The organism is Prevotella sp. 20925_1_30 (assembly GCF_041433025.1).
In the GTDB taxonomy this organism is placed as follows: domain Bacteria; phylum Bacteroidota; class Bacteroidia; order Bacteroidales; family Bacteroidaceae; genus Prevotella; species Prevotella vespertina.
Map to the genome: position 1 here is coordinate 15722 of NZ_JAPWAR010000026.1, position 18103 is coordinate 33824.

An 18103-nucleotide genomic window follows, 5' to 3' on the forward strand; every position below is an offset into this window, starting at 1 on the left:
AATGAAAATGTTAATTTTAATTGGCTTCATCACCGTAAGTTGTACATCAGCACCTAACAAGAAGTGTATTGTACAAAAAAATCAAGTAAGAGTCATAAAAACAGAGAAATCTACAGCATTCAAGTATTTACAAGGTATTTGGATAATACCACATGCAGCTGATATACGAATTGTTTTCAAAAATGACTCTACTTTTGAGTTTCATGATTATAACTCAATCAAAGATTCTATAGAGATTTTAAAAGGTATATATGTATTAAATAATGATCAACTTACACTTAGATATACTGATAGACCTCAACAGAAGTTTATCTATCACTTTGGCAGATATGAGGACGAGCGTTATATTAGAAAAGGAAAGTACTATTTTGTAAAACAATAAGTCACGACTTCGGAGTGATTTAATTCCCTTTCGGGGCAAGGGTCTTTGTGGTACAAGTGGTAATTTGTGGGACAAAGACACACCTTGCCAGTATAAAGAAAGAGATAGTTTGTTATGTTCCATAAAGTAACCTTTCTGGGGTGCTTTTGATAGACGAGAGTTCAAAGTTCAAGAAGTAAGTCAAGAGATAAGTTTAGACTAATTTCTTGACTTACTGACTTTATGAGCTGACATATTTTTGACTAAAGTTAATTTTAACTTAGGTCGAAACTAATTTCTTGACCAAAGTCACAACTGACCATTTGACTTAAGTCGCGACTGATTTCTTAACTTAACTCATAACCTACCTGTTTGCGGTATTGGATTATAATGCCTTTCAAGCATAGCTTGTATGTCGCTCTGCCTGTAGAGTATCTTTCCTCCGATTTTGAAATAGGCAATCGTGCCATTGTCCCGATAGTCCTGAAGTGTGCGAGGACTCAACCGTAAAAGTTTGCACACCTCCTCGCCTGTCAGGTAAACCTCTCCACCCAACATCGGACGGGCAGTAGCGCAATACCGCTCCAATTTCTTCAATATTCCTTCCATCAGTTGTGAAAACAACTGCATCTGAGGGTCTTGCTGTGTAATGATTTCGTTCTCTGTCATAGTTCATTCACTTTTTGCGTTCAGTAATTCCGTGATGTCGCTTTCTTTGTAATAGCACTTATGTCCAATCATAGAGAAAGGGATTTTCCCCGTATCTCTGTATGATTGCAGGGTACGTTTGCTGATGCCCAAACGCTTGCACACGGCTTCGTTGTCAAGCCATTCGTCCTTTTCGGGCGGATTGCCGATGAGTTGTTCGATACTGTGGATAAAGTCTGCAAATTCGGAGCAGTGCCGCTCCCACGCTTTGCGGTCGATGATAATGAGTTTCATTGCTTTCTTTTTGTTTTGATTACTTTATTGTTACTCGGCAAACAAACTGTTATGCAGTCCATTGCCGTACTTATCGAGTGCAAAAGTAAACCCTCGGAAGCACCGCTGCAAGAAATGAGGAAAAGCAGGGAAATAGAGAGAAAACAAGAGAAAAGACCAAAGGAGAACCATCTGTGTTATTGCGGTAATGAGATGAGGTGCCGGCTCGTTCCTTTTATCACATAGCAATTATTCTTTCAACAGTTCGATAGTTCGACAAATCGATATGTAGAACTATCGATAGATAGTTTTATCGATAGATTATTTTGACGATATATAGTTTTGACAACAGATAGTTTTGACAACAGATAGTCATGACAACAAATTGTACAAACAACAGATTGTCCGTATTATCGTCAGTCCTATCTGTTGTTGGTTGTTACGCCTTGCGTCCAAAGAGCCTGAGTATGCCGTATTCTTGTCGTGCCTATCTCTCTACGGCAGCCCTGCCCTGCAAGGTTGGGAGAGATGAATACGACCGCACGGATATTGAGAATTGTAGTACCGCCTTGAAAAAGAAAAATCCTGCGGTGGAGATTCTTCTCTCCATCCGCAGGACTCGACCTTGTCAGGGCAGATAGGCTGCCGTTGTACCTTTGCACGATAAGAAACGGCTTCAGGGGCTTTGCGTCTGCTTTTGCCTACAACGCCTTTGGGCTTGCTTCCTCCGCCAGTTTGACCGTTGGCAGGTTGTTGCTCTCGATGAGCAGCACTATCGTGCCTGTCAGTTCGGTGTAAAGACGGTCGTATTGTCCGCTTGCGGCAAATGCGTCCGTCAGTTCGTACCCAGCGAATGTGGCTTGAACAGCCTTGTTCGCCAACAATAAAAGTGAAAGCCTCTCGGGGAGCGGTGCAGGAAGTTCCCTCTCAAACTCGTCCTCCAAGACAGAAACAAGGGTATCGTACTTTGAGAAATGCAGTCCACTGAAAAGCACTTCACTTGCTATTCTTTCTGCTTCTAAATGATTAAAGCCTTGCGCCACGGCATCGCAGTAGGCGGTCAGTGCCATGTCGGCTCTTGCCGTGATAAACTCCATATCACTCATTCTTTCGGGATGATGTTCACTCATATAGCTTTCCAACTTCAATCGAAAATAGGAAAGTTCCTTTTTGCTATTATCTGTTTTCATACATAAATTTTTGCTGATTTCTAGAATATTGTTGCGTTTTGCTTTTCGATAGCTTCCGTATAGTCAGAAAAAGCCTTACTTTTATGTTCCTGCAAACGGTTCATGTCCTCTCTGATTTTCAGGTCGGTAATTTTTCCATAAATCTGTGTCGTTCCAATGTCGCTGTGTCCGAGCATCTTGCAGAGCGTTTCCATTGCTATACCATTGGAAAGGCAGATGGTCGTGGCGAAAGTATGGCGAGCCATGTGAAAGGTCAAGCCTTTCTCAATTTGGCATATCTGACCAATGTTTATACAAGCGAAAGATGCCTTGCTGACGTTCAATGTTGGAAATATCAAATCATCGTGTTGTTTCCCTTTTATATGAATGTCAAGTATCTCCTTTGCGATGGGCAGAAGTGGAATGATGGCTTCTACGTCCGTTTTCTGTCGCTTGATACGTATCTCATAAGTTCCGTCATCATAATGGTGGATATGTTTAGGTGTCAGTCGCAACATATCCACACGAGCCAGTCCCGTAAAGGCACAGAAAATGAAGAGTTGCCTTGCTCGCTCGAACTGCTTGTTTAAGATGGGCGTTTGCAAAATGCGCTTGAGTTCTTCCGTTGTGAGATACCTTCTCGTGCCACGTGGTTTTTCCGCCTTAAAATCCACAAACGGGTCTCGGCGGATGTATTTTTTCTGTTGTCCGATGCTGATGAGCTTTCTCAAGAAAATAACCGTCATTTGAATGGTGGCAGGTGATAATCTGCGCTTGCTTTTAAGATAGAAATCCAATTCTTCGACAAAGCCATAGTCCAACCGTGAATAACCAATATCGGACATTCCGTATTTTTCCAGCAGGAAGGATACTATGAGCTGCTTGTCATAGATGTAGTTGCGGAAAGTGGATTGGGCGATGGAAATTCCCACACAAGGGCGTTTTTCCTCTATGAAACGGTCTGCCTCTTCCATGAGCATTCCATTGCTTTGTGAATCCTCCGTCAGACAATTTTTGAGCAGTTCTGCACTTACATACCCCTTTTGCCAAACCAGCTCATTGTATTTGGTTTGTATCTGTCCTTCCTTTTCTGTCAGTATGCGGTTGATGTTCTTCATCTCATCAGTGTCGCCTTTGCATCTGCCATGCTTTGCGTCCCAATTGTTTGGATTGACATCCAATCCCATACTGTATTGTACTTGTTGCCCGTTTATGGTGATTCGCCCCATTATCGGGCATCTGCCGTTCTTCTTCTGTTTGGAACGGTTAATGTAGAACAATGTCTTGAATGTACTGTGTGCCATAAGCTATAATTTTAAGGTGAAAGTGTGTTCTATCCGCTGTTGAATCTTCTGCATATCCTGCCTTATTCTTTCTGAATTGACCGCAGCATACACTTGTGTCGTTCTCAAATTGGTATGTCCCAACATACCGCTTACGGTTTCTATCGGAACACCTGCCGACAGGGTAATGACCGAAGCAAAAGTATGGCGAGCCATGTGAAAGGTCAGAGGGGTTTCCATACCGATACTTCTCTGTATGTGGTGCATCGCATTGTAAACCACGTCTCTTGGGGGAACGTCAAACACATATCCCGCACGTCTGCCCCTATATCTTTCCATAATGGTCTTGGCTGGGGAGAGAACTACTACACGAAAAGGAGTCTTCGTCTTGACACGCTTGCTTTTAATACATAGCTTTCCTTCTTCAATGATGATGTTTTCCTCTTTGAGATTGCGTATATCTGAAATGGCAAGACCGCTGAAGCAGGAGAACACGAACAAATCACGGACGACACGATATTTCTCCCATTTGATGGGCAGGTCGATAATCTTTTGCAGGTCGTCCTGCGTGATGTTTCTCGGCGTTCCTTTCGTCTTTTCGTAACTGTAACCAATGAACGGATACATGTCTATCATGCCATTTTTGACAGCCTTGTTCACAACCGCCTTCAATGCAGCCAAGGCACTGCATATACTGCCACGTTTCAGTTTTCGGTCTATTGTCAGAAAGTATTCATAGCCTTCTATAAAGGAAATATCCAGCTCCATGAGCGGAATATCACTTAACTTGTATTTCCTACGCACATACTCCCGAAGAAGAGTTTGCTGATAGGTACGCAGCTCCAGTGTTTTCATTGCCCGGTCTATGCCCACTCTTTCATGAATCTGTGTGAGGTACTCAGCATAGCACTCTAAAAGCATTGCGCTTTGACAAAGCTGTCCCTGATAGGCATTGCGCACATCCGTAGCCGTGAATGACTCTCCACTTTCGCAAAGTTCCCGATAGCGTGCATGAATGAGTGCAGTGCATTCATTCAAATACCGGTTGATAGAATTTGCGATGGCACTCTTGCCGAGAAGACGTTGCTTTCTGCTATCCCAAAGAGATAATGGGACTTTCTTTTTGGCGGAAAAGGCGGAATGCTTCCTGCCCAGTTCTATCCGTCCGATAAGCGGCACCATGCCTTTTTTGTCCGCTCGTTTAGCCTGTGTGAAAAACGAGACTTTCAGTTTGTTTTCTTTCATTTTTCTGTCGTTTTTTTCTAATTTCCTTTGCTTGCAAAGGTACATACGAACAAGAGTTCTTGAGCTATGCAGAAAAATGAAAGATGAGGAATAAAAACCTATGCCACAGTTGTTTATATTCAATTCGTAACCCCTTTTTGCTTTGTACCCTATGGGTTACGAGTTGGTAACGGAACTATTGCCGTTTTTCGCTCAATCTTGCCATATCACAAAATGCAGAAAAGTGCATAAGTTGTTATTGTTCAAGTGTTTCCGTTCGTGTTTGCCCTTTCTTCTTTCATTGTCATTATTCTATGAACTATCCCCGTACTGGCAGCCGATACATCAGCGAGGATGTCTTCGAGGAAGTCCCCGTCCTGCTGCGCAAGATAGGCAAGACGCTGTCCAATCCGCTTAACCGCCACTCGGTGGACAATACCAAAGTTACCGACCACCACGCCATCATCCCGACTGGTGAAACACCATCAGGATTGTCGACAGATGAAATAACTATCTATCAAATGGTAGTTAATCGCTTCATAGAAGCCTTTTCTCCCGATTCCGAGGAAGAGCGTATGCAGGTGCGGTTTACTGACGGTACCAACACCTTTACTTGGAAAGCATGCCGACAAATCTCTTTAGGTTGGAAAGCCGTACAGAAAGGTAAAGAAGCGGAAGCAGATAAGAAAGAAGATGGTGATGAACATATTTTGTCTTCATTGCCGAACTTAACAGAAGGTGAAGTCCTATCACTTGTCAATGCAGACATCACCGAGCATAAGACCAAACCTAAACCGCTCTATACAGAAGCGACACTGCTTTCTGCTATGGAGAACGCTGGCAAGGAAGTGAAGGAAGACGATAAGCGCAAGGCAATGACAGAGTGTGGTATTGGAACACCAGCTACCCGTGCCAACATCATCGAGACGCTTATTCTCCGTGATTATATCCGAAGAGACAAGAAATCCATCATACCTACCGAGAAAGGTCTTGCAGTCTATGAGATTGTCAAAGATAAGAAGATTGCCAATGCGGAAATGACAGGCAGTTGGGAACTAGCCCTTGCTGCTATTGAAGCAGGAAAGATGCCATCTGAAAGGTTCTCACAAGGCATCAACTCATACGTCGGCACCATCTGCGAGGAACTCCTATCACTTACTCCCGAACAAAAGTCCTATCCTGTCTACTGCTGCCCAAAATGCGGACAGCAGAGTGTAGGCATCTATGCCAAGGTAGCCAAGTGTAGACATGAGACCTGTGGCTTCCACGTGTTTCGTGAAGTCTGCGGCATACATCTCTCTGAAGATAATATCCGTGACTTGATAAGTTCTGGTCGTACGCCTATCCTTAAAGGACTGACCAGTAAGGCTGGCAAGAAGTTCAACGCCCGACTGGTTTTGAAGGATGATTATACCACCACCTTTGAGTTTGAACAAAACAAGAAACGGAAATAGCATACTACTTCATTTCTGATACTAAAGTCTGGCATTACGGTCAAGCTTAGGTGTCAGAGTGATTATTCCCATAATAGAATACGTTATACCTTATGGCATACAATAAGAAAGAAGTCCTGCAAGCCAATACGGAAGCTATCCGTGTGGTCTTGCGCCTGGAGAAAGAACGCCGTGAAGCCACCGAAGCTGAGAAAAGTATCTTACGAAACTATCAAGGATTCGGTGGCTTGAAATGTGTACTCAACCGTACGGATAACCCCGATGACATCCGCTATTGGAGCAAGTCTGAACAGAATCTCTTTGAGCCGACACAGCTGCTCAAACAGATGATTTATCGTGAAGCCGTAGATGCCAACACCGCCAAGCGGTATTGGGAGAGTATCAAGGCAAGCGTACTGACTTCCTTCTATACCGATACCCGTATCGTTTCTGCTATCTCAGACGCACTTGCCTCCACAAACCTGCAGATAAGACGATGTTTAGACCCTTCTATGGGTATGGGTGCCTTTGCCGAGACCTTTGCAAAGCAAGCGGGTGTTGTAGATGCAATGGAGAAAGACCTGCTCACTGCCCGTATCAGCCAAGCCCTGCACCCGTATGGAAAAGGGAACATCTTCGTCAGAAATGAGCCTTTTGAAGCTATTGGAGAGCTGGAAGACAAGGACAAATACGACCTTATTACAAGTAACATTCCTTTCGGTGATTTCATGGTCTATGACCGAGAGTATAGCAAAGGCAAGGACACTCTCAAGCACGAGTCCACACGTGCCATTCACAATTACTTCTTCGTGAAAGGTCTGGACTGCATCAAGGAAGGCGGCTTACTGGCATTCATCACCTCACAGGGCGTGTTGGACAGTCCCCGCAATGAAGCCATACGCCGTTACCTCATGCAGAACAGCCGCCTTATCTCTGCTCTCCGACTGCCATCGGGTATGTTTTCAGACAATGCAGGAACGGCCGTAGGCAGTGACCTCATTGTCCTGCAGAAGCAGACAGGAAAGGAAATCAGCAAGGGAATTGAGCAGCAGTTCGTAGAAACTGTTTCTGTTCCCAAGGAAGAAAGCTCTTCTGTCGTCTTCAAGCATAACTCTCTTTTTGTAGGAGATTGGAAGGACATATCTCATCGCACCATTGCTACAGAGCGCATAATGGGTACAGACCCTTATGGAAGACCTGCATGGGAGTATCGGTTCACAGGAGGGATTGAGAAAATGGCAGAAAGTCTCCGAACACGGCTCTCCCTTGAAATGGAACAACGTATCGACCGTAAACTATATGAAACAGGTATACCAATGACAGAGGTAGAGCGAGAGGCAGAAGCAGAGAAACAGCTTCGCAAGTTGGGTATTACCATAAGTCGAGAAGAAGAAACAGAGAAAACAAAGACTGAAGACAAGGGAATAAACGATGCCTATAACCTCATGCCCGACCGTATCAGAAAGCAACTGCCTAAACTTTACAGCACGGAAAAGGAACTCATTGGCGATAAGGTTGCGTATGCACGCTATTTCTTCCCTATGGGAGCATACACAGCCTACCTTCTGGAGTATGACCCTAAGAGCCGTATTGGTTTCGGTGCCGTCACGATGGGTTACGGCTGGGAGCTTGGCAATATGTCCCTCGATGAGATGGAAGGCGTGAAGGTAAGAGGACTGGGGATTGAACGCGACCTGTACTTCTCTCCTAAGAAATTGCATGAGATAGCCGAACTGGAAGAAATCGTGAGGGGACAATATACTAAAGAAGAAGTGGTGGCAGAGGAAATCAAGGAAGAATCGGCAACAAAAACAGAGATAAACGATAAGGTTAAGGAAACTGTAGCTATTGCTTCTAAGAACGATACGCAGATAATGGAAGATACCGTTCATAGCGGAGAGACAATCCCATTACAGCCGTCATCATCAGAGTCCGACCCACAACAATTAGTATCAGAACAGCCTTCCATAACTGTTGAACCTGCTCCCGAAGGCGTACCCGCCTTGACACTTCATCATCAATACGAGCAGGAACCACAGGAAATCCGTACGGATATTGAAGCCCCAAGAGAGATGAATGGGCAGACAATATTCTTTGACGACGATCATCATCCGGTGGTGGACAATAACATGGAAGACATCGGACAACCGGAGCAACTGTCACTGTTTGCCCCAGAGGAATACAGCCTTTGGACAAGAGAAGTTACCCGTGTAAACAATGAAATCAAGGATAATTCAGGAACTTCACAGGCGCTCCGTCCTATAACTCAAACTGCTCCCCAGAAATCATCGAAGTCCAATATACAAAAGGCAGCGACTATTCCTCAACGGCGTACCCGTAGTAGCAAGAAAGCAGCTTCTTCCTCCCCACGTGAGCCGTCACTTTTCGACTTCATGAACGAAGCCGAGGAGCGCAAGCCAAAACCGATAGCGGAAGTTAGAAAGGAGTTTGACGCTTCACCACGCCCGTTTCTCTCTTCTCCGGACTCTCACCTAAGAGACGGCTCCATTGTCGTGCAGAAAGGGCAGGTAGGCTTTCTTTCTGACTTAAAGCGACATCCCACCTTTAACCCGATGGACTTGCCGTATGCGCAGCTTTCCCGTCTCAAAGCCTATATCGAGATACGGGAGTGCTATCATCGTCTCTATGACTACGAGGCAGAGAACCATGCAGAAGACCGGGAAGACCGCAGCAGGCTCAATCACCTGTATGATGACTATGTTACACGCTGGGGCTACTTTAACCAGAAGGCGAATACCGACATCATCAAGATGGATGCTACAGGCGTGGAAATGCTGTTCTTGGAACGCTCTGAGAACGGCAGGTACGTCAAGGCGGATATCTTTGACCATCCAACGGCATTTTCTACCACGGAACTGACCATTGCCGCTGACCCGATGGAGGCACTGGGCGCATCGCTCAACAAGTATGGTACGGTGGAACTTGACTACATGAGTTCGCTTTTACCTGATATGGAAGAAAACGACATTATTTCTTCCTTGGAAGGTCGTATCTATTACAATCCCGAAGAGAATGCCTACGAAGTGGCGGACAAGTTCATTTCGGGCAATGTAATAGAGAAGACGGAGCGTATCGAGTCATGGCTCTTGGATCATCCAGACCATGAGGAAGCCAAACAGAGCCTTGCCGCTTTGCGTGCAGCCACACCTACACCCATTCCCTTTGCCGATTTGGACTTCAACCTTGGTGAACGCTGGATACCTGCCAAAGTCTATGGCAGCTTCGCTTCGGAGTTCTTCGGGACGGATATTGGCGTATCCTACCATTCCAACATGGACGAGTATTCCATTGTCTGCGACCGAAAGAATGCCAATATCTGGCACAAGTATGCCGTACAGGGAGAGTTCCGCCGTTATGACGGTATCAATCTCTTAAAGCATGCCCTACACAATACCATTCCCGACATCAACAAGAGCAAGGAGATGACGGACAAGGTTACGGGAGAGACCAAGACCATCAAAGTAAGGGACGGACATGCCATCCAGATGGCAAATGCCAAGATTGAGGAAATCAGACAGGGCTTTGTCGATTGGCTCGGACGGACACCTGACACGTTCAAGCAGCAGTTATCCGACCGTTACAACCGCCTTTTCAACTGTTTTGTGCGACCCAACTTTGACGGTACGCACCAGACGTTTCCCGACCTTGACCTCAGACGATTGGGTATTGCTGACCTCTACAAAAGTCAGAAAGATGCAGTGTGGATGCTCAAAACCAACGGTGGCGGCATCTGCGACCACGAGGTGGGAGCAGGTAAGACCTTGATTATGTGTACGGCAGCCTACGAGATGAAACGCTTGGGACTGGCAAACAAACCGATGATTATCGGACTGAAGGCAAACGTCTTCGATATTGCCGATACTTTTAGGAAAGCTTATCCCAATGCTAAGGTACTCTATCCAGGCAAGAATGATTTCAACAAGCAGAACCGCCAGCGTATTTTCAACGACATCAAGAACAACGACTGGGACTGTATTATCTTGACGCATGAACAGTTCGGCATGATACCGCAGGCCTTGGAGATACAGGAGGCGATTATGCAAAAGGAACTGGACTCCGTGGAAGAGAATCTCGAAGTGTTGCGACAACAAGGAAGAGACATCTCCCGTGGGATGCTCAAAGGACTGGAAAAACGCAAGCAGACGCTTGAAGCCAAGTTGCAGAACATACAGGATAGCATCGCTGAGCGTAAGGACGATGCTGTAGACTTCAAGATGATGGGTATCGACCACCTCTTTGTAGATGAATCGCACCAATTCAAAAACCTAATGTTCAACACACGCCATGACAGGGTGTCGGGCTTGGGCAATCCTGATGGCTCACAGCGTGCCTTAAACATGCTCTTTGCCATTCGTACCATACAGGAGAGGTCCGGCAAGGACTTGGGAGCGACTTTCCTTTCGGGAACGACCATTTCCAATAGTCTGACGGAGCTGTATCTTCTGTTCAAGTATCTTCGTCCGCAGGCTTTGGAAAAGCAGGGTATCAACAGCTTTGACGCATGGGCAGCCGTCTTTGCCAAGAAATCTACCGACTATGAGTTCTCCATCACAAACGATATCATTCAGAAAGAGCGGTTTAGGACGTTCATTAAAGTGCCCGAACTGGCTGCTTTCTATGCGGAGATTTGCGATTTCCGCACTGCCAAGGACATTGGTATCGACCGCCCCGAGAAAAATGAGATACTGCACAACATTCCGCCTACACCCGAGCAGGAAGTTTTTATCGGCAAACTGATGGAGTTTGCCAAGAGTGGCGATGCCACAATCTTGGGACGTGCACCACTGAGTGAGAGCGAGGAAAGAGCAAAGATGCTAATTGCAACAGACTACGCGAGGAAGATGAGCTTAGATTTACGCATGATTGATGAAAATGCTTACTCAGATCATATAGACAACAAGGCAAGTCACTGTGCCAAGATGCTCAATGACTATTACCAAAAGTTCGACGCACAGAAAGGTACGCAGTTCGTTTTCTCTGATTTAGGTACTTATAAGCCCGGTGGAGATTTCAATGTCTATTCAGAAATCAAGCGTAAGCTGGTAGAGGACTATCATATCCCGTCCTACGAGATACGCTTCATTCAGGAGTGTAAGAACGAGAAAGCCAAGAAGGCGATGGTAGATGCCATGAACCGTGGTGATATTCGCATTATTTTCGGTTCTACCTCTATGTTGGGAACTGGTGTGAATGCACAGCAGCGTGCCGTAGCCATCCATCATTTGGACACTCCTTGGCGACCTTCGGACTTAGAGCAGCGTAACGGACGAGCCGTGCGCAAGGGAAACCTTATCGCCAAGGAATTTGCGAACAACAAGGTCGATGTCATCATCTATGCTGTGGAACGCTCGTTGGACAGTTACAAGTTTAACCTGCTGCACAACAAGCAGCTGTTCATCAATCAGCTGAAGACAAACACGCTTGGTAGTCGTACCATTGATGAAGGGTCGATGGATGAGGACAGCGGCATGAACTTCTCAGAATACGTAGCAGTGCTTTCAGGTAATACCGACCTTTTAGAGAAGGCAAGATTGGATAAGAAGATTACCACCTTGGAATCAGAACGTAAGAACTTTCTCCGTGAGCGTGATGCCGCAACAGGCAAGTTGGCTGAGATTGACAGTTCTGTATCCTTCCATACGGATAAAATCAAGGAGGCACAGTCTGATTTAGCTCTCTTTGAGAAGCGTGTGGAGCGTGATGATGAAGGTACACCTATAAATAAACTGACAATCAAAGGTGTGGAAGACTGTACAGATATCAAGGTTATTGCTGCCCGTCTGCAAGAAATAGACGAAAAAGCTCGCACCAAGGGCGAGTACAACAAAATTGGCGAAATCTATGGTTTCTCCATTATGGTCAAGACGGAGAGTACTTCCAAGGACTTGTTCGACTGTTCGGTGAATCGCTTCTTTGTGAAAGGGCAGGAGAGTATCTACTATACCTATAATAATGGTAAGTTGGCAACTGACCCGAAACTTGCGTGTCAGAACTTCATTAACGCCTTGGAGCGTATTCCAAAGGTGATAGAGTCGCATGAGAAGGAAATGGCAAAGGTCGTGGCCAACAAAGACGTTTACACCAACATTGCCAACAGTTCTTGGAAGAAAGAGGACGAGCTTCGCTCACTCAAAGGCAAGGCAGCAGAACTTGACAGAAAAATTGCACTTACATTGAACGAACCAAATGAAGAAAATGAAAAATCAAACGAAAATGACCAATCCGAGTATTTAAAACAAAATAGTAGTAATAGTCCAAATACTAAAAAGGAAGAGGAGGGGGTAATTTATTCAAGTTCTATGAATAATAGAAACAAACAAGAAGAAAGTAAGGGATATATTGTAAAAACCAGACTGAGATAAATAGCGATGGTGTGTCATAATTGATACACCATCGTATTATATTATTTCCACAAAGAGTATTCTCTCCATTTTTCAGGAAAGCCCATGTCTTTCAAAACTACCAATTTGGGAGATTTGTCCAATAGGGTGAGCAAACTCTTTCTAAATGAGCTATCAGGACTGATTATTTGCTGCAAATACAAAATTACTGATAAGTAGGCAAACAACTTATTGTCCCTTATCGTTGCAGCTTCTTGCTTTGATAAGAAAGGATAATTCGTTCTATAAGGAAACTTCAAGCCTATTGTAAAGCGGCGATTCCATACACGACTATGATGGGCACAAGTATTGCGTAAAGACGATAAACCGTGCATCCAATTCTTCAGAATATCGACATTGTATAGTCCCAAATCCCTGCAAATTGTTTTACTAGAAGGATTATTCTTGTCCAAAGCAAAAAACAACTTACTCAATGTTCCCATAGAAACAACCTCTAAGGTCATCCACGCTGGCGGAAAATCAGGTTCGCTATATTTTTGATAATAATGAGCTATAAAATCCTCATTACTTCGCTTGACCTCTTTCATTAAATCCCCTACAACAGGGTGTGTCAATGCGATAAACTTATCGTGGTGAAAGTATAACTTATGATTGAGAAACCAAAAGGCGTCATTTTCATCAACGGAATAATTTAAGGCGATTCTTGTTCTTAATGCCACCTCGATTTTTTCAATGGCATTGAAGATTAAAGAGCGTAAACGCCTATCAAAACAATAAAGGTCTATCACATCTTGAAAAGAAATGTCCTTTCTCAGAAATTCGTGATTAGCACCTTCCCCATTATTTTGAAAAGGGTATGTGTATGCTCGTAATCTATAATAACTTATGTTATAAAGATATTGGGACGCAAGTTTTTCGTCTCCAATATTAAGTCCTCTATCGCATAGCTTTTTAATCTGCTCAGATGTGTCTATGGGCTTCTTTTCGTACCTCATAACCGTATATAAACTCGAAGACCTCCCCGGGTGCGCTGTTCTGATGAGAAGCGTGGGAGGTCATATTGACTGCAAAATTACTGCTTTTTTTTGAATGTGCAAGGAAAATGCCGAAAAAATCATTGCAAGCGATGAATTTTCCATTAAAAGTAGCATCAAATGTAGAAATTACAAATATTTTTTGTCCGCAACGCTATCTTTATCGGTTCAATAGTTTCAAACAATATATGGTAAATTCCTTATCAAAGAAATAAGCGAGTACTGTTATCGTTGTGTGCGGTAAATCCGCAACCAACTTTTTACTTGCGAAGGTAATTATTTTGTTGTGTAAACACTTGCATTTACACAACAAAAATAATCTAATCAGGAAATCAATTACCAACCATCTCGCTTCCGTACCATTTCATCTATCTCTTCCCGAAGGAAAAGCAACCTGCCATTGGCTTTAAGATAGGGAATTTTTCCTGCCCAAACCCAATTATAGATGGTCTTTTGCTCCACTTTGAGAATCTTGGATACATCAATGATATCCAAGTATTCCGGTTTCAATGGTGGACGGACAGTCGTGTCAACAGATTGATCCTGCAGAACAAGCAGGCGGTCGAGTTTATCCTCGACGCTTATCAGCTTGTCGAACAGGCGTTTTTGCCAAGTGTCTTCAGTTTTATAATCTATGTACGGCATAGTTCTCCTTTTTGATAGTTACCATTGGTATCTTGTTCCAAGATACGTTGTTCTTTCATATAGGCGATGTATTTCTTTGCGGTCCTGTCCTTAATTTCCATTTCGCTCATCAGAACCTCACAAAGTTCTTGGTAAGTGAGCTTGAAAGAATTTCGGAAGGCTTCTTTGACAACGCCAATCAGTTCATCGGTCTTGCGCTTTTCCTTATCCTCTTTAGACTTCTCGCCACGATAGACGTGCATATCCTCAGCCTTATCCCAGCCGAAAAGCATCATCGGTACGTCCAACGGACTTCCGTCACGGGCTTTCAATGCTTTTACGACCGAGTATTCGGGATTGTCGTCTTTCTCAATGGAGAGTATTCCTGCCGCCTTTCGTTGAAGTTCCGAACCGATGTGCCCACGGAGTTTGATTCCATTCGGTACGAAGTGCAGCACGCAGATAATGCACGTATTATAAATCCCCGCCAAGCGATAAAGCTCGTCCACAATGGCAATACTTTCCGTTTCATCGTTGGCAGAACGTATCAAGTCGGCTATTCCGTCAATTACCACGAGGTGGATACCTCCATGCCTGTGATGGAACAAGTCCATACTCTCACGGATAAGTTTCAGCCTGTCCCTGCGGGACAGAGAGGCAAGGTACAGGGAATGGTAAAACTTCGGTACTGCCGACAATGAAGCCCTACGCAGTGTCTTACCCAAGTTCTTGTGCAACTGTGCCTCGGACTGTTCCGTGTCATAGTGTAGGACCGCCAAGCCTTTGGGATTGGGGGTAATCTCTAATCCCAAGGTCTTCTCTATCGGTAATCGTTTTTCTCCCAATGTCCCAGCAAGAATCGCACCCACATAGTTACTCTTACCCGTACCTTCGCCTCCAGTGATGCAGAACAGATTATCCTGCGTACCGAGTGGCACACCATTTACTGCCACCACCGACTTGGAAATGTCTGGTGGATTCTCGTAATCTATCTCACAGGAGCGAAGCATCATCATAGTTTGGCTGTATAGGTCTGTAAACATCTTGGCAAGCAGTTCTTTCAGTTCCTTTGCCCCGTTGCCCAAGGCAAAGAAATCTGAAATGTCTTTTTCAGACTTCGTACCACTTAGCGGAAGTGAAAGGTTCAAGACCTTGTATTCCGCCAGATGTTCAGACTGTTTATGTGCTTCCCGTACACCTGTTTCATCCGCATCATACAAGAGTATGATATGCCTAAAACGAAGCTGAAGGCTCTCAATGATACTTGTCGGTATCTGTGCCGTTTCACTGTTGAAGCAGATTGCATTGAAGCCGTGTGCATACAACGAGAGGACATCCTTTTCTCCACCTGTAATGAAAAGCATATCTCCTTTGGCAGGAATCTGCTCCATTCCGAAGCAATACGTGGCAGGCATCCGTCCACCATAAAGAAAGCGGATTTTTGGACTGTGAGGTCGGTATATCTTTACATAGCCGTTTCCGATATAGGCAAACATAGGTTCCGTAGGTGAGCTATAAAGTTCAAACTTCTTGCCTTCAGCAGATACACTTTCATAGCGCTTAAGACTCCGTACACGAAAGCGACGGAGTGTATCCTCATGGATGCCATAATGTGCCCAATAGTTCAGCAGACCATCGTCAAATGGCTGTATCTCAAAACTATATGGACGTTCTTCCGTACACTTGGTTATATCAGCCTTAGGAGTGGGAACAATAGTTTTTTTATATGCTGACGTGATATGGCTGCTATGCTTTTCACCATTACATAAAGAATACAATCCAAGTTCTTGTACAATCGTTTCCAATACTTCGGGAAAACTTGTTTTCAGGTTCAAATTACGGAGGGTTGCCACAAACCAGAAGCAATCCCCAGAATAGGTGGTATCTCCATGATCATAGAATTTGTAAGAAGAAGTTTTCCTGTCGTAGTAGATATGGCAGGAAGCCCGCCTATCGTCATAGAAAGGGCTTCGGAAGTTGCGATGAAGGTTTACCTCAAAGCCAAGGAAATGTGAAAACACATTCAAACCTCCTTGTGTAAGTAAAAGAATCTGTTCCTTTTCTATCATAGTTGTCGGTTTTTAGGATTAATACATGAACTCATGATGAGATTGTCCTTGAAACGGTTGAGCCGTCCAAGAATCTCGTCGTTTCTCATACCTGATACGCGGAGCCGGTTACACTTCGTGGCTATCACGATAGACTTGAAGAAGTAGCGTACATCGCCACCCTCCGTGTAGCGATACCGTACCAACTGCTTCTTGCGCCAGCGATAAAGGGTGGACTCTGAAATATTCAGAGCCCCGATAAGGTCTTTGGTTGTCATCTCCAGCTCGTCATCTATATCTTGGATAAGATGAGAAGTGCGCTCAACATACTGCTCTATTCGGTTGAGCCTGTCTATCAGTTCCTGATAGGCTTGGCTTTCTACTGCGATTATTTCCATCTTTTCAACTTGGTGCTTTTAATTGTTATATCCATCCCAGAATTCGCAAGGTATTGCATAAGAGAGTTGTAGGCTTCTTTTGTATACACCTCAACGTGTACTTCTGCAATAGGTTTGGGAAAATCTTGTCCATTACTTGCGAGATATGCAAACATCTCATAAACATCTATCTCCAAAACAGTCGCATAGTTTACTATTTGGAGAAAGTCCATTGTAATCTGACCAGACTCCCATCGGGATATTGTGCTTTCATCAACTCCCAATTTCTCAGCTATATACGCCTGTTTTAGATGTTTGTTCAATCTCTCATTTCGTAGAAATTCCAGTAACTCTTTCATAAACATAAAGTTATAGAAACATCTTGGCACGAGCAACCCGTCACACGCAAGTTTATGCACCCTCTGCAAGTCGTCATGCACCAGATGCATTTTTTTGTTTGGTGGCGGATGCAAAGGGTTTCTATATCAAGCATAAGATAAATATAATAAACTTATATAGAAATAAATAATAACATAATTCACCTTTTATTAGTGATAAAGCTATAAAAGGTCATCAATATCAGGCAGTCACACACAAGTCCTCCAGTGCAAGGTGCAAGACCCCTTATATATAAGGGCTTGCACCTTGCACTGGAAAATGTAGCAGTAAAATCTCTAAATATTTATGACGCAAAGATTTGGATGGTAGTACATTTTTATATATCTTTGTACCCAAGAAAAGAGAGCGGTTGAGCTTTCAATAGGTAGTCAGAATGGTAGTCATTAAGCGGTCAGAATACTGCTACAAAAATGCTACACTGATGATTTGTCAAAACATATAGAAAGTTTATATACAACGAGATACGAGAGTTTGGTTCACAAACCTCTCTCTCCGCTTTAGGTACTCTGAACAGACCAACAGAGCAATCCTAATAAAAACGTAAGTATCATAGCTACAAGTAGTTATGATACTTTTCTTTTATATCTATTCTTCTTGTCAGAGTACGTACAGAGGGGGTAAATACTCCCTAAATACTCTACAATGGCTACAATCTGGCTACACTTTTTGAGGCAAAATAAAAATTGTAGCCAAGAGTTCGTACAGAGTACGCATAGAGTACACGCAAATTGCTGTTAATCAAATAAATATGTAGAACTTTGCAGCGTGGTTACAGAAGTTTATCTCGCTAATAATTCAATCTTTTGGCTACAATTCTATTAGAAGCTGGCTACAATTATTGAATTTTGGCTACAACTTTCCTTTCCAT

General features: G+C 43.9%; 13 protein-coding genes and 1 pseudogene. 4 read left to right on the forward strand and 10 right to left on the reverse strand.

The genetic code is table 11. The features are described from left to right. Position 1: 1 nt before the first annotated feature. Positions 2 to 382 (forward strand): hypothetical protein, encoded by a 381-nt coding sequence (locus O3603_RS10025; RefSeq protein ID WP_204865929.1) that lies wholly within the window; start codon positions 2 to 4, stop codon positions 380 to 382. A gap of 336 nt (positions 383 to 718) precedes the next feature. On the opposite strand, the gene O3603_RS10030 is transcribed toward O3603_RS10025, so the two are convergent. Both O3603_RS10030 and O3603_RS10035 read right to left on the reverse strand, forming a co-directional pair. Then, positions 719 to 1030, reverse strand: coding sequence for a helix-turn-helix domain-containing protein (locus tag O3603_RS10030; protein ID WP_371522594.1), 312 nt, complete (start codon positions 1028 to 1030; stop codon positions 719 to 721). A gap of 3 nt (positions 1031 to 1033) precedes the next feature. Then, a complete protein-coding gene (locus tag O3603_RS10035) occupies positions 1034 to 1303 on the reverse strand; it encodes a helix-turn-helix domain-containing protein (RefSeq protein ID WP_036885596.1) in 270 nt (89 codons plus the stop codon). Positions 1304 to 1656: 353 nt separating this feature from the next. Here O3603_RS10035 and O3603_RS10040 point away from each other — a divergent pair, with 353 nt between their 5' ends. Next, positions 1657 to 1923, forward strand: coding sequence for a hypothetical protein (locus O3603_RS10040; protein WP_141240449.1), 267 nt, complete (start codon positions 1657 to 1659; stop codon positions 1921 to 1923). Between the two features lie 60 nt (positions 1924 to 1983). Here O3603_RS10040 and O3603_RS10045 read toward each other — a convergent pair whose 3' ends face one another. From O3603_RS10045 to O3603_RS10055, 3 genes are read right to left on the reverse strand one after another with little or no spacing between them, the layout of a single operon-like run. Then, positions 1984 to 2472 (reverse strand): DUF1896 domain-containing protein, encoded by a 489-nt coding sequence (locus O3603_RS10045; RefSeq protein ID WP_102048095.1) that lies wholly within the window; start codon positions 2470 to 2472, stop codon positions 1984 to 1986. A gap of 20 nt (positions 2473 to 2492) precedes the next feature. Further along, positions 2493 to 3755 carry a site-specific integrase gene (locus O3603_RS10050; protein WP_102048096.1) on the reverse strand — a complete coding sequence of 421 codons (1263 nt, stop codon included), beginning with the start codon at positions 3753 to 3755 and terminating at the stop codon, positions 2493 to 2495. A gap of 3 nt (positions 3756 to 3758) precedes the next feature. Then, positions 3759 to 4979, reverse strand: a complete 1221-nt coding sequence (locus tag O3603_RS10055) for a site-specific integrase (protein WP_036887857.1) — start codon at positions 4977 to 4979, stop codon at positions 3759 to 3761. A gap of 299 nt (positions 4980 to 5278) precedes the next feature. Between O3603_RS10055 and O3603_RS10060 the strand changes: the two are divergent. After that, positions 5279 to 6412 (forward strand): annotated as a pseudogene (locus O3603_RS10060) (DNA topoisomerase); the annotation flags it as partial. A 92-nt stretch (positions 6413 to 6504) separates the two neighbouring features. Continuing rightward, positions 6505 to 12774 (forward strand): helicase-related protein, encoded by a 6270-nt coding sequence (locus O3603_RS10065; RefSeq protein WP_371522598.1) that lies wholly within the window; start codon positions 6505 to 6507, stop codon positions 12772 to 12774. A gap of 41 nt (positions 12775 to 12815) precedes the next feature. On the opposite strand, the gene O3603_RS10070 is transcribed toward O3603_RS10065, so the two are convergent. The 5 genes from O3603_RS10070 to O3603_RS10090 form a co-directional block, all read right to left on the reverse strand. After that, the gene (locus O3603_RS10070) at positions 12816 to 13748 is read right to left on the reverse strand and encodes an Abi family protein (RefSeq protein ID WP_371522600.1); all 933 of its coding nucleotides are present in this window, start codon (positions 13746 to 13748) and stop codon (positions 12816 to 12818) included. Positions 13749 to 14123: 375 nt separating this feature from the next. Then, positions 14124 to 14432, reverse strand: a complete 309-nt coding sequence (locus O3603_RS10075; protein ID WP_278566148.1) for a helix-turn-helix domain-containing protein — start codon at positions 14430 to 14432, stop codon at positions 14124 to 14126. Further along, positions 14420 to 16480: an AAA family ATPase gene (locus O3603_RS10080; RefSeq protein ID WP_371522602.1), complete on the reverse strand. Its 2061-nt coding sequence runs from the start codon at positions 16478 to 16480 to the stop codon at positions 14420 to 14422. Before O3603_RS10080 ends, O3603_RS10075 begins: the two co-directional genes overlap by 13 nt. Continuing rightward, positions 16477 to 16857 (reverse strand): DNA-binding protein, encoded by a 381-nt coding sequence (locus O3603_RS10085; protein WP_273534513.1) that lies wholly within the window; start codon positions 16855 to 16857, stop codon positions 16477 to 16479. Before O3603_RS10085 ends, O3603_RS10080 begins: the two co-directional genes overlap by 4 nt. Further along, a complete protein-coding gene (locus O3603_RS10090; RefSeq protein ID WP_371522605.1) occupies positions 16848 to 17195 on the reverse strand; it encodes a helix-turn-helix domain-containing protein in 348 nt (115 codons plus the stop codon). The genes O3603_RS10085 and O3603_RS10090 overlap by 10 nt, the downstream gene beginning before the upstream one ends. Positions 17196 to 18103 lie beyond the last annotated feature (908 nt).

What these genes read in the sequence shown, in the direction of transcription:
- O3603_RS10025 (WP_204865929.1), top strand. Translation starts at nt 2, where the DNA reads ATGAAAATGTTAATTTTAATTGGCTTCATCACCGTAAGTTGTACATCA.
- O3603_RS10030 (WP_371522594.1), bottom strand. Translation starts at nt 1,030, where the DNA reads ATGACAGAGAACGAAATCATTACACAGCAAGACCCTCAGATGCAGTTG.
- O3603_RS10035 (WP_036885596.1), bottom strand. Translation starts at nt 1,303, where the DNA reads ATGAAACTCATTATCATCGACCGCAAAGCGTGGGAGCGGCACTGCTCC.
- O3603_RS10040 (WP_141240449.1), top strand. Translation starts at nt 1,657, where the DNA reads ATGACAACAAATTGTACAAACAACAGATTGTCCGTATTATCGTCAGTC.
- O3603_RS10045 (WP_102048095.1), bottom strand. Translation starts at nt 2,472, where the DNA reads ATGAAAACAGATAATAGCAAAAAGGAACTTTCCTATTTTCGATTGAAG.
- O3603_RS10050 (WP_102048096.1), bottom strand. Translation starts at nt 3,755, where the DNA reads ATGGCACACAGTACATTCAAGACATTGTTCTACATTAACCGTTCCAAA.
- O3603_RS10055 (WP_036887857.1), bottom strand. Translation starts at nt 4,979, where the DNA reads ATGAAAGAAAACAAACTGAAAGTCTCGTTTTTCACACAGGCTAAACGA.
- O3603_RS10065 (WP_371522598.1), top strand. Translation starts at nt 6,505, where the DNA reads ATGGCATACAATAAGAAAGAAGTCCTGCAAGCCAATACGGAAGCTATC.
- O3603_RS10070 (WP_371522600.1), bottom strand. Translation starts at nt 13,748, where the DNA reads ATGAGGTACGAAAAGAAGCCCATAGACACATCTGAGCAGATTAAAAAG.
- O3603_RS10075 (WP_278566148.1), bottom strand. Translation starts at nt 14,432, where the DNA reads ATGCCGTACATAGATTATAAAACTGAAGACACTTGGCAAAAACGCCTG.
- O3603_RS10080 (WP_371522602.1), bottom strand. Translation starts at nt 16,480, where the DNA reads ATGATAGAAAAGGAACAGATTCTTTTACTTACACAAGGAGGTTTGAAT.
- O3603_RS10085 (WP_273534513.1), bottom strand. Translation starts at nt 16,857, where the DNA reads ATGGAAATAATCGCAGTAGAAAGCCAAGCCTATCAGGAACTGATAGAC.
- O3603_RS10090 (WP_371522605.1), bottom strand. Translation starts at nt 17,195, where the DNA reads ATGAAAGAGTTACTGGAATTTCTACGAAATGAGAGATTGAACAAACAT.